Source organism: Anoxybacillus sp. ST4, from assembly GCF_019448545.1.
GTDB lineage: Bacteria > Bacillota > Bacilli > Bacillales > Anoxybacillaceae > Anoxybacillus > Anoxybacillus pushchinoensis.
Window position 1 is genome coordinate 1 of the sequence record NZ_JAHZOE010000021.1, and the last position, 12,442, is coordinate 12,442.

At 45.3% G+C, this 12,442-nt stretch carries 11 protein-coding genes and 1 pseudogene; 4 read left to right on the top strand and 8 right to left on the bottom strand.

The annotated features are described in order from the left end of the window. The 6 genes and pseudogenes from K1I44_RS11660 to K1I44_RS11685 form a co-directional block, all read right to left on the bottom strand. Positions 1 to 1,864, bottom strand: a pseudogene (locus K1I44_RS11660) (metal-dependent peptidase); the annotation flags it as partial. An 83-nt stretch (positions 1,865 to 1,947) separates the two neighbouring features. Continuing rightward, positions 1,948 to 2,616 carry a ComFC family protein gene (locus K1I44_RS11665; protein ID WP_219986225.1) on the bottom strand — a complete coding sequence of 223 codons (669 nt, stop codon included), beginning with the start codon at positions 2,614 to 2,616 and terminating at the stop codon, positions 1,948 to 1,950. Next, positions 2,594 to 3,949: an ATP-dependent helicase ComFA gene (locus K1I44_RS11670; RefSeq protein WP_219986226.1), complete on the bottom strand. Its 1,356-nt coding sequence runs from the start codon at positions 3,947 to 3,949 to the stop codon at positions 2,594 to 2,596. The genes K1I44_RS11665 and K1I44_RS11670 overlap by 23 nt, the downstream gene beginning before the upstream one ends. A gap of 122 nt (positions 3,950 to 4,071) precedes the next feature. Continuing rightward, positions 4,072 to 4,914 (bottom strand): DegV family protein, encoded by an 843-nt coding sequence (locus K1I44_RS11675; RefSeq protein WP_003398436.1) that lies wholly within the window; start codon positions 4,912 to 4,914, stop codon positions 4,072 to 4,074. Positions 4,915 to 5,012: 98 nt separating this feature from the next. Further along, on the bottom strand, positions 5,013 to 5,693 hold the full coding sequence (locus K1I44_RS11680) for a response regulator (protein WP_219986227.1): 681 nt from the start codon (positions 5,691 to 5,693) through the stop codon (positions 5,013 to 5,015). Next, positions 5,690 to 6,856 carry a sensor histidine kinase gene (locus tag K1I44_RS11685; protein WP_003398442.1) on the bottom strand — a complete coding sequence of 389 codons (1,167 nt, stop codon included), beginning with the start codon at positions 6,854 to 6,856 and terminating at the stop codon, positions 5,690 to 5,692. Before K1I44_RS11685 ends, K1I44_RS11680 begins: the two co-directional genes overlap by 4 nt. A 195-nt stretch (positions 6,857 to 7,051) precedes the next feature. Here K1I44_RS11685 and K1I44_RS11690 point away from each other — a divergent pair, with 195 nt between their 5' ends. Further along, a complete protein-coding gene (locus K1I44_RS11690; RefSeq protein WP_219986228.1) occupies positions 7,052 to 7,690 on the top strand; it encodes a YigZ family protein in 639 nt (212 codons plus the stop codon). 92 nt (positions 7,691 to 7,782) lie between these two features. Beyond that, positions 7,783 to 8,802 (top strand): LCP family protein, encoded by a 1,020-nt coding sequence (locus K1I44_RS11695; protein ID WP_003398444.1) that lies wholly within the window; start codon positions 7,783 to 7,785, stop codon positions 8,800 to 8,802. A 32-nt stretch (positions 8,803 to 8,834) separates the two neighbouring features. Here the strand turns inward: K1I44_RS11695 and K1I44_RS11700 are convergent, their stop codons facing one another. After that, positions 8,835 to 9,887 carry a glycosyltransferase family 4 protein gene (locus K1I44_RS11700; RefSeq protein ID WP_219986229.1) on the bottom strand — a complete coding sequence of 351 codons (1,053 nt, stop codon included), beginning with the start codon at positions 9,885 to 9,887 and terminating at the stop codon, positions 8,835 to 8,837. 225 nt (positions 9,888 to 10,112) lie between these two features. Here K1I44_RS11700 and K1I44_RS11705 point away from each other — a divergent pair, with 225 nt between their 5' ends. Together K1I44_RS11705 and K1I44_RS11710 are read left to right on the top strand one after the other, a co-directional pair. Beyond that, positions 10,113 to 10,331, top strand: a complete 219-nt coding sequence (locus K1I44_RS11705) for a hypothetical protein (protein WP_003398446.1) — start codon at positions 10,113 to 10,115, stop codon at positions 10,329 to 10,331. 2 nt (positions 10,332 to 10,333) lie between these two features. Further along, positions 10,334 to 11,677, top strand: a complete 1,344-nt coding sequence (locus tag K1I44_RS11710; RefSeq protein WP_219986230.1) for a SpoIID/LytB domain-containing protein — start codon at positions 10,334 to 10,336, stop codon at positions 11,675 to 11,677. A gap of 18 nt (positions 11,678 to 11,695) precedes the next feature. On the opposite strand, the gene K1I44_RS11715 is transcribed toward K1I44_RS11710, so the two are convergent. Beyond that, positions 11,696 to 12,433 (bottom strand): S-layer homology domain-containing protein, encoded by a 738-nt coding sequence (locus tag K1I44_RS11715; RefSeq protein ID WP_219986231.1) that lies wholly within the window; start codon positions 12,431 to 12,433, stop codon positions 11,696 to 11,698. Positions 12,434 to 12,442 lie beyond the last annotated feature (9 nt).

Here is a 12,442-nt window from a genome sequence, read left to right on the forward strand (position 1 = left end):
ACACTTGTTTGAGCTGCTCCGCTTTTGCTTCTACTGGCGTTGGACGAGCGGCTTCTTTTGCCGTGCGGACAACTTCGGCCGTTGTTTCTTCTTCAACCGTACGCAACGCTTGCACAAGCTGCTGGCGGGCTTCCGCCGTACGTCCCGCTGTTTCTAATTGTCTCGATTGCTCTAACGCTCGCGTAACCTTTTCCCCTTGCTCCTTCGGCAATGTATGAGCGACCTCTCTCACTTGCGCCTCTACTGCTTTCACTGTTGGCGCGCTTTCCGCTTGTTTTCGCACTTCTGACACTTGTTTGAGCTGCTCCGCTTTTGCTTCTACTGGCGTTGGACGAGCGGCTTCTTTTGCCGTGCGGACAACTTCGGCCGTTGTTTCTTCTTCAACCGTACGCAACGCTTGCACAAGCTGCTGGCGAGCTTCCGCCGTACGTCCCCCTGTTTCTAATTGTCTCGATTGCTCTAACGCTCGCGTAACCTTTTCCCCTTGCTCCGTCGGCAATGTACGTGCGACTTCTCTCACTTGCCCCTCGATCGCTTTCACCGTTGGCGCGCTTTCCGCTTGTTTTCGCACCTCTGCCACTTGTTTTAACTGCTCTGACTTTGCTCCCACGGTTGACGGTTGCTCCACTCGTTCGCTTACTTTTCGTAATGAAGCAATGAGTTGTTCTTTTGCTTGCTTTCCCATTTGCTCCACTCGTTCGATTGCCTCATTTATATCTTTCGTTTCCATGCGCGGCAAAATCGTCTCTTTTAATTGTCGGACAGCTTCTTCTACGTCGCGCGCTGTGCGAATGATTCGACTTGCCTCGTCAATCATTTGTTTTTGAGCAGGGAGCTTCGGCACGTCTTCTCGTTTCTCGGCAGCGTTAAACGCTTCAAGCAAACGATTTTTCGCGCTTAGCGGCTGTCCGGAACGATAAAGCTGTTCCGCCTCTTGCAGCGCCGATCCAAGCACTTGACGCACGACATCGCTCCCTTTCGCCATCGCAAGCGCTTTAGCGACAATTGGCTCCCGTTCAATTTGTTGCCGAACGATCTGCAACTCCTTATTTGGCGATGATGACTGTTCCACCTTTAAATCCGCAGCTTTCTTCTCGTTCACCTCCGCTGCCACAATAGCTTGCATAATACGACTCCGGGCAAACGATTCATGTCCGCGCTCTTTCAACGCGATCGCCTCACGAACAGCTTTCGCGATTTCTTCATAACGGCCATCATCCACAAACTGCTTCACAATCTCGATGACGCGGTCGAAGTTTCGCTCTTGTTGCAGCTGTGCTCGCAACTCGCTAATCGTTTGGGGCGGTTGTTTGGCGATTGGAGTAAATGAAAAATGTGCGTCAATGGCGCGCACGATATCATGTAGCGACTCACTTAACGGCTTTCCGTGGAGCGCTTCATGTACCGCTTGTAGCTGTTTAACCGTCATATCAAGCGTTTTGCTTGCGGCAATATGAATCGTTTCTAACTTTTGTTCAACCGTTCCCTTTCCTTCTGCCAAAAATGTCCGTAACGACTCGATCGTTTCACGCGTGAGCGGCAGTTGCCTTTGAGCAACGATCGTTGCCGCTTGGCGAAGTTCAGGCGTTTCAAGCATTTCAAATGATGATGGTGAAGGAGGTGTTACAACTTTCCCTTCGACGACATCCCCGCTATTCCCGGTTACTTGCACTTTCACTCGCCCAGACGATGGCACATCGCCTTCAAAACGAAAACGAATGTCGACACCGCGCAACTGTACAATTGCCTCTCGTTCATTCACTTGTTCTTTCACGACCGCCTCATACACTTCTCCTGCTTTGAGCGTCACAGTCGTTGACGATGATGACGGCGAGCGATAATATCCATATCCGCGAATTTCCATAACGACCCATCTCCGTTCTCGAATATTCCTATCCTTTATATCGACCATGACGAAGATGTTTTCAATGGGAGTTTGTTCCCAGCTTACGAACGAACGAGCGTAAATGAATAAATCTCCCGCGCACCTGCATCATAAAGAAGTTGTGCCGCCTCATGCACCGTCGCTCCTGTCGTGTAAATATCATCAATGATGACGATACGTTTCTCGGCTACATCTTCGTTTATCAAACAAAATTTCCCTCCAACAAAACGTTCACGCCTCGTTTTTTTCGATTGTTTTTTATCGTCGATACGTCGCAAAGCAAAAATCATTGGCAACGATAAAAGCGAAGCGATCGCTTCTGCTTGGTTAAATCCTCTTTCAGCTAACCGAGAAGAGCTAAGTGGAATCGGGACGAGAAACATATCCGCAGAAAAATGTTTGTAAAAGAAAGCGCACACCTCGTGGCGAAACGCCTCAATAAGCGCATAGTCACCGCGAAACTTAAACCGATTGATCACTTCTTTCATCCAGTCGTTATATACATACAAAGACCGATTTTTGATCAATGCGCTCTCCCGTTGTTGCCACATCATACAATCCGCACATACATTTTGTTCCGTCGGACGACCGCATCGATCGCATACGTGTCCGTCAATAAGCACGAAACGGCTCCGACAACGCGAACAACAAACGTCCGATTGCTGGAGCGTCAAAAGCATAGAAAACGACATTTTCGGCATCCATTCGTCATGACAAATGACACATTTCATTGATCAAGCCTCTCTTTCGTGCTTCGTTATTCATGCGCTCGATATGACGCTTAGCAGCTACCATCGCTTTCGTTTTTCCAAAATGAAATAGACGCACGTCCCCTGTCGGATGTTGAGCGCTGCGGCCAACGCGCCCAGCAATTTGCACAAGCGCACTTTCTGTAAAAATCGGCTGTTCCGCACCTAACACAGCAACGTCAATGTTCGGAACTGTTACGCCTCGTTCTAAAATCGTTGTTGTAACAAGGAGCGGAATGCGACCCCGTCGAAAAGAAGCAACCTTTTCTTTCCGTTTCGCATCTTCAGCATGTACACCGTCAATATCGGGATGAATCGTTTGAAGATATGGGACGACTTGTTGTAAAAAGTCAATGTGAGGAACAAATAAAAACGCTTGTTTACGACGTTCTATACGGTCGTTTACCCAGCGAATGACGCACGAAGGCAACTGTTTATGACGCCACTTTTTTTGCCAATTGCCGCACCATTCAAATGTAGGAACAGGAAGAGGATGCCGATGATAACGGGCAGGAATCGTCACCGCTTTTCGTTTTCCGCTTTTTACTTCATGTTGCCATTGCTCGTTTGGGGTTGCAGTTAAATAAATGAGTGAAGACGTCGGTTTTCGGGCGCGTTCAACAGCATATGAAAGCATCGGATCGACACTATACGGAAACGCATCTACTTCATCGACAATCATTACATCAAAAGCACGATAATACCGAAGCAACTGATGGGTCGTCGCCACCGTCAACGAAGCGAGCTTGCCGCGATCTGCGCTGCCACCATATAATACTGCCATATCGACAGTCGGAAAAACGTTCGCCAGGCGCGGGGCTAGCTCTAAGACGACATCGGTGCGCGGCGTAGCGATGCAAACGCGCTTTCCTTGCGACAGCGCCATATTCATTCCTGCAAATAGCACTTCCGTTTTTCCCGCTCCACATACCGCCCAAACGAGCAACGAGTCGTTTCGAGCAATCGCATGACAAACTTCATCCGATGCGAGTTGTTGAGCGGGAGACAATTGACCGCTCCATTGTAGCGGTGAGGGAAAAGAAAGAGAAGAAGTAGGTCCAGTCCAAATGACGAGCGGATTACATTCGCTGCATCGCCCCATCATGATACATTTTCGGCAATACGTACATATTCGTCCACAACGGGAGCACGGAAAAGAAGCGAAAAGCTGAGGATCATCGTTGTTGCAACGGACGCACGTATATCCTCGTCTCGTTTTCACAATGCTAGGTACGATTTGAACGTGTTGTTCATCATAAGGAAAAGACAGCTCAGACTTTAATAGCTGCTTCCCTTCTAAACGCAAACGAATCACCTCCGATCAGGAAAAAGTTTGCTTATGGAGATTCTCCTTCCGACGACTGATGGTAAGCTACTAAAAAAGAAGTGAACCGTTCGTCCACTTCTTTTATTCGCACTCATAAAAACAATTCCTGCTTATTTTTTATACCAACCAAATCCCATTGCACCTTCTCCTAAATGCGTGCCGATAACCGGTCCGAAATAGCTGAGGAAAAACTCAACGTGCGGATATTGTTTCTCTAGCTGCTCTTTCCATGCGCGCGCTTCTTCTTCACAATTCGCATGAATGATGACCGCACGCATCGGAACGCCGAGCGCTGCATCTTCGGCGAAAAGCTGTTCGATGCGATGTAACGCTTTTTTTCGCGTACGAATTTTTTCAAATGGAACGATCACTTTGTCGACAAAATGTAAAATCGGCTTTACTTGTAGAAGGCTGCCGATAAACGCTTGAGCGCCGCTTAACCTCCCTCCCCGCTGCAAATGCGATAAATCATCGACCATAAAGTAAGCGCGTACCGACCGTTTCATTTCATCTAGCCGCGCAATAATCGCCTCTGGATGCATGCCTGCTTGCGCCATTTCTGCTGCCTCGATCGCATAAAACCCTTGCACCATACAACTAATTTCTGAATCATATGCATATACTCGAATGCCTTCGACCATTTGACTAGCGGCAACCGCCCCTTGATACGTTCCGCTAATGCCGCTTGATAAATGAATCGAAATGACCGCATCGTATTGTTTTGCAAGTTGCTCAAACGTTTCAACAAATAGTCCGATTGGCGGCTGTGACGTTGTCGGCAGCTGTTCACTCGTTTTTACTTTGTCAAAAAAATCTTCTGCACTTATATCCATCTCTTCTCGATACGTCTCTGTGCCAAAGACAACGCTCAAAGGAATGACATGTATGTTCAACTGCTCGCGAATGTGCTTCGGGATATATGCTGTACTATCTGTCAAAATCGCCGTTTTCATTGCCTTTACCTTCCTTGTCCAAAATTTTTCCTATTTGCATTGTACTACATTACAACTGCGATTGCATTGAAAAAGGTTGTCGAATCATCTCGACAACCTTATTTCACTTCGACCCAACCGTTTTTAATCGCAACAACGACCGCTTGCGTTCGGTCATTCACGTTTAATTTTTGTAAAATGCTGCTAACATGGTTTTTTACCGTTTTTTCACTAATATATAGCGCATCAGCAATACCTTTGTTGCTTTTTCCATCCGCCAATAGTTGCAACACTTCACATTCCCGGCGCGTCAATACATGGTATGGGCGGCGCACATCTTGCTTTTGTTTCTCCTGTTCTATCCCTTCTGCCGCAACGAGACGACGATATTCCTTCACAAGATTGTGCGTCACTTTCGGATGCAAGTACGAGCCGCCCTCCGCTACGACACGAACGGCTTCAATTAAGGCGTCTGCGTCCATTTCTTTTAATAAATATCCCATCGCGCCCGTTTGTAACGCATGCATGACATAGCTTTCGTCGTCATGGATCGACAAAATAATGACTTTCGTATCCGGATACGCTTCAATGAGCTGACGCGTCGCCTCCACCCCATTGACATGCGGCATATTAATGTCCATGATGACGACATCCGGCTTATATTGCTCGACAAGCGCCAACGCTTCGTCTCCATCGCTTCCTTCCGCGACGACTTCAAAATCTTGTTCAAAATCTAAAATGCGTTTAATTCCTTCTCGAAATAATTTATGGTCATCAATTAAAACAATGCGCGTCTTCACTGCTGTCGTTCCCCTTTCCCTTCTGTCTTCTGGAGCGGAATGTGCATGGTGACAATCGTTCCGCGTCCAAGTTGCGAGTAAATATGTAATTTTCCTTCCAACCATTCGATACGCTCGCGCATGCCCATTAACCCGAACGCTTTTTCTTTTTTTTCATTCGTATTGAATCCTTTTCCATCGTCCTTAACGACGATCAATAAACTATCTTGCTTCAGCTCCATTTTCACTTGAATCGTTGTCGCTTCAGCGTGCTTTAAGGCATTTTGCACCGCTTCTTGCACGAGGCGAAACACAGCAACTTCAAAACGGTTGGATAGCCGCTTTACCTCTCCCGTATATGTAAACGTAATCGTTGTTTTATGGTACTCTTCAATCGTTTGTAAATATTTTTTTAACGTTGGGATTAAACCGAGATCATCTAGCGCCATCGGGCGTAAGTCGTAAATAATTCGCCGCACTTCATATAGAGCAGAACGTACCATTTTTTTTAAATCGCGCATCTCGCCAATCGCTTCTTCCGCCCCGCGCTCGCGATAAATGCGCTCGATCAGGTCAGAACGCATAATGACGTTCGCAAGCATTTGCGCCGGTCCATCATGAATTTCTCGCGACAGCCGTTTTCGCTCCTCTTCTTGCGCCTCAATAATGCGCAGACCAAACTCTTGCTTTTCATTTGCACCGTTAATAAAGTCGCTTAATTCTCGAAAATCCCCGTTCAAATAGTTCAGCACAACTGTCACTTGCCCAATTAAATGATCAGCCCGTTCGATCGTCTCTTTCACAGCTGTCAAGCGCCGTTCTAACTCATCGCGACGTTGACGCAGCTGCTTTTCCTTCTCTTGCGCCATCGCTAATTCCATTTGTAGAGAATGCGCTTTCTCGTACGCTTGTCGAATTTCTGCTTCGGAATAATGAGAAAAGTTTTTGCTCACATCAGATAACCGTTGTCGAGCTAACCGCGTTTTCATCTCTAAGCTATCCGTTTGATGAATGACGCGCTTTACTTCTTCTTTTACTTGCTGAAGCTCTTCGGTTAAACGGTCATGTTCTTTTCGTGATTGCTCACTAATATGAAAAATTTCTGCTTTGCTTTGATCGACTGTTTCAATCATTTTTTTTACAATACGGTCAAGCTGCCGCGCATCTAGTTTTTTATTGGACATATACACCACCTAAAGAAAATATGACCAAAAGTCAATTGAAATGACTTTTCTGACTTTTAGCTGACGTTTATTCGTACTTTCATCATGTCACATCTCGCCTTATAATCTTTATTATAGCACGTTTTGACGATTTCCATCAGCATTTTTCGACAACATGCACACAACATTCCAAATAAACATTGAGGTGATTTCGTTTTGTTAGAGGCATACTATACGGTAAAAGGATACGGTGAAGCGGAAATCATCATTGAAAAATCGCGCTTCATTTGTTATGTCGAACGCGCGACAACGGAAGAAGAAGCTGTGCGCTTTATCCATCAAATCAAGAAAAAACATTGGGATGCGACGCATAACTGTTCCGCGTATATCATTGGGGAACACGACCATATTCAAAAAGCAAACGATGACGGCGAACCGAGCGGCACGGCAGGTGTTCCGATGCTAGAAGTGTTAAAAAAGAAAAAGCTGAAAGATACAGTCGTTGTCGTGACTCGATATTTCGGAGGTATTAAACTTGGCGCTGGCGGTCTCGTACGCGCTTACGGCAAAGCGGTCACAGAAGGATTGAAAGCAGCAGGCATTGTCGAACGTAAGCTTATGCGCATCATGCATACAACGATCGATTACACATGGCTCGGCAAAGTGGAGAACGAGTTGCGCGCGTCTGTTTATACGGTAAAAGACATTCACTACGCCGAACACGTGACGATTGATACGTACGTCGAGGAAAGGCATAAAGACGATTTCCGCGCATGGATGATCGAATTAACAAACGGAAAGAGCGCGATTTCTGAAGGAGAACACGTATATGTCGAGTTTGATGTCGCGCAATAAAATTTTTTCATTTACGACTGCATAAAAATTTTGTAAAATGATGATTGTTTACATGTCGATATTTGTTGAACTTTTGAAAAAGGGGAACGACTATGCAAAATAGACGAGTATACATGAAAAAAAGGAAAAAGCGAAAAAAAATATGGACGTTCGTTTTGCTTCCTCTCCTTCTCGTCATCATCGGAGGAGCAACATATGCAACATTTCTATTCAATAAAGCGCAGTCTGTCATTCAACAATCGTTTGAACAAATTGACGGTCGCGAAAAATCGGAGAAACGAATGAAGGAAGTCGATCCAAATTCAGATAACATCTCCGTTTTATTTATCGGTGTCGATGACAGCAACATCCGCCAAAAAAAAGGAATGGGGGCCGTTCGCTCCGACGCGCTTGTGCTAGCGACATTCAATGTAAAAGATAAAACGGTAAAACTGCTTAGCATTCCGCGCGATTCATACGTGTACATTCCAATTGAAAAAAAATACGATAAAATTACACACGCCCACGCTTACGGTGGCGTAAAAGCAACGGTAGAAACGGTTGAGGAATTGCTTGATATTCCGGTGGACTATTACGTCAAAATGAACTTTGAAGCGTTTGTCGATGTTGTTGATGAACTTGGCGGCATTGAATTTGACGTTCCATATGAACTTCGCGAAATGGATTCAAAAGATCGCAAAAACGCCATTCACCTAAAACCAGGATTGCAAACATTAGATGGTGAAGAAGCGTTGGCGCTTGCTCGAACGCGCAAATATGACAACGACATCGAGCGCGGCAAACGCCAACAAGAGCTAATGAAAGCCATTTTCAAAAAAGCGATGAGCGTACAATCGTTAACTAAGTTTGATGATATCATGGAAGCGGTCGGCAAAAATATGACAACAAACTTAACGTTTGAAGAAATGAAAGGTTTCTTCGCTTACGCAACGAAAGGAGCAGGAGCAAACATCGAAACGCTCCATCTCAAAGGAGAAGACGCACGTATTAGCGGGGTATATTATTACCGTCTCGACGAAGCAACAGTCGATGAAATTAAACAGACGTTAAAAACTCATCTTGATGTATCATCTTACCAGGCAAGAACGGAGCAATTTGCTCAAGAGCAGTAAAAAAGAGGGTGTCCACGCGACACCCTCTTTTTTTACGATATTTTTTTCATGCCTCGAACCATTTTCAGCAACGGGCGATAGTCTTTGCCGACAAGCCCGATTTTCTCAACAACAAGTTCAACGACAAGCAAGACGAATGCGATCACGACGAGCGCGCCAAACATCGTCGCTTTAGATAGTAAAACGGCCGCTAAACCGAACATCGCCGCCATGCCGTAAATGATGAGCACCGTTTGGCGATGACTATAACCGAGACGTAATAAACAATGGTGCAAATGTGATTTATCTGGCGCTGATAGCGGCTGCTTGTTTACAATGCGTCTCACAATAGCAAACAGCGTATCCGAAATCGGCACCCCTAAAATGAGAATCGGGATAATTAACGAAAACACCGTAACGTTTTTGAAACCGAGAAGCGATAATACGGAAATCATATAGCCTAAAAACAATGCGCCCGTATCACCCATAAAAATTTTCGCCGGATGGAAATTATATAAAAGAAAGCCGAGCGTGCTTCCGAGCAATAATAAACTCATCGAAAAAACGAACACGTACGTATTCCCCATCGTTGCTGCCATTCCAGCGATGGTAACGAGGGCAATCGAAGACACTCCTGCTGCGAGTCCATCTAAACCGTCAATTAAATTAATCGCGTTTGTAATGCCGATAATCCAAAGCATCGTAATCGGGATGCTTAATAAACCGAAGTTTAAATGGCCGCCAAATGGTAAGTTAATGAAGTCAATGCGAATGCCGCCGTATATGACGACGATCGCCGCCGCTATTTGACCGAATAGCTTCCATTTCGGCGACAACTCATACATATCATCAAGCACACCTGTCAACACGATGATCGTTGCTCCGATCACAATCGAGGTGGCGTATGGGCTATCTGGTTGCAATACAACGTAACCAACGATAAAGCTAATAAAAATAGCTAGTCCACCTAAACGTGGCATAATTTTTTGATGTACTTTGCGTTGATTCGGCTTGTCCGTTGCTCCGACTTTAAACGCCAGCCATTTCACAGCAGGCGTAATAAGCACCGCTACAACAAAACAAAGAAACAAGGTGAAATAAACCATAGGAAACCTCCCTATTCGTTAGCATTCCCGATTTTTTTAAACGATGACGATATGAAAAGTAACACTTTCTACCATCTTTTTTTCACAAACCTATCAGACATTATACCATAAATTTTAAAATCGACAAATGGAAAATAGAAAGCTAGAATTTTGTTACATTTTCACCCTTTTTGTTGAAATCATTTGCTATAATGGGAGATAGATAGAATAAGGGAGGAGAAAAAAGTGAGAAAAAAAACGATCGCCATCATGTTGCTTGCTGCGATGCTGACTGTTTCTGCATCAAAAGCGTTAGCGAACAGCGAACCTGTACTCGCAAGTGTGGAATGGGTACTAGCAAAAATAAATCCGTTAAATGAACGAGTGACGAAACTAGAACAGCGCGTGCAACAGCTCGAACAAGAAGTCGAGAAGCTAAAACAACAATTAGAGGCGGCGAAATAAATATGAAAATCGCTCGCTGGATATGTTTTGCGTTTAGTATGTTGTTGCTCGTTCCACAGACGGTCGCCGCCGCTTCGTACCCAACACCTGTAAAAGTAAAACTATTGCCGACTGCAACGTTTTTAGCAACGGTGAATGGGAACTATCAACTGATCGATATAAAAACGAAACAAGTCATCCCGTTTACAAATCCGATCGTCTTTTCACAAACGAACGGAGCAGTCGTCGCGACAATTAATGGCGTTTCGTATACGTCAACAAGCGGCTTTTTATTAGATGAAGTAACAAGAGGCGAACAACATGACGTCACGATCGGCAGCATTCAACAAGCAGGAGGCACGTCTGCACCCGTTACATATCGCGGTTCATTCGAGATCACTCCTGGGGCGACAGCACCAAACTTATTTAATACGTTAGATATGGAAGATTATTTAAAAGGGGTCGTCCCTGGAGAAATGCCTGCTTCTTGGCATAAAGAGGCGCTAAAAGCACAAGCGGTCGCAGCGCGTAGCTATGCGTATGCCCAATTAAAAAATACGTCGTTTTTACAAATGACAGTAGCGAGCCAAGTATATGGCGGGAAGTCGAAAGAACAAGCTGCTTCTACTGCGGCAGTAAATGAAACAGCCGGTGTATATGCGACATACCAAAATGAACCGATTTCTGCTTATTTTCACTCAAGCTCTGGTGGAAATACGGAAAATAGCGAGAACGTATGGAGATCAGCCGTTCCTTACATCCGTTCCGTTGCCGATCCGTACGATCGCCATCCAAGCAACCCACACTACGGATGGAATACAAAAGTTGCGACAAGCACTGTATCATCAAGATTTAAGTTAACAAACGAACAAGTCGTATCCCTTCGCGTTACACAAAGAACGAATGCCGGAAGCGTTCAACAAGTGGAAGCAACAGTGTACAATGCTGCAACAGGGCAAAAGCGAGTCGTTCAAGCTCGCCCTTCATTCGTGTCGTCATCTGATGCGTTTCGTTCGTTTTTTGGCGTCTCACTAAAAAGTATTGCCTTTGATGTAAAAGGAAATGCAAACGTCAAAGTCAAACGAGCAGACGGATCCGAGCAGACAGTTGATCACATCGCTGGCTATGCGCTTCAAACAACTAGCGGACAAACGACGATCGCAACAGGAAATGCTTCGATTCGGACAGAAAACGAAACGATGTACTATCCGACCGCTCCAACGGAATTTACGTTCACAGGCAATGGCTGGGGGCATCGACTCGGCATGAGCCAATGGGGTGCCCGCTCTATGGCTGAAAGAGGGTTCACATACGATCAAATTTTGAAACATTATTATAAAGGCATTGAAGTGAAAAAAATCAAATAGGCTGTGCATATGCACAGCCTATTTGATTTGCAGCGCTCGGTCCATAAATGTCGCAAAATGGGCACGAGTCGTTGGTTGTTCTGGGAAAAAGTATCCGTTGCTCCCTTGTGCGATACCATGTTGGGAAATGATACGAATTTCTAACGCTCCTTGCGTTCTTTCGTTTACATCTTTATACCCTGCATACGGTGCGGATGTGGCTTGTAATCGAAAGGCCCGTTGAATAACCATTGCCATATGCTTTCGTTTCATCGATTCTTTCGGTGCAAAGCGATTGTTTGGGTACCCTCCGAAAAAGCCTGCCTCGTACGCTGTCATAATTTCGCGAGCAAACGGGTGAGAGTTTGGCACATCCGTAAAAATAGACGGTTTTGTTGATAATGGCAATTGAAACGCTCGAACGAGCATTGCGGCAGCTTGCGCGCGCGTAATTGCCTGATTAGGTGCAAACAAGCCGTTTCCGACACCGCCAACAATATTTTGATGATATAAACGAACAACATGAACATACGCCCAATGATCAATCGGTACATCTTTAAACACTTGCGGAGAATCGGCAGCTACTTTTATTTTAGCTAACTCCTGCTCCAATTGTTTCATTTTGTCATCGATTTGATTCATACGGCTATTTGTATCCGCTAGCTGCTGCTCCGTCCATGGCGCCGTCGCAATTTCCTGCTCCCCACTTGCTCCGGCATGCTCTTGCTCGCATGCCGCAAGGAAAAGTAAACTAATGAAAACAATCCATCTTTTCAAAACATTCCC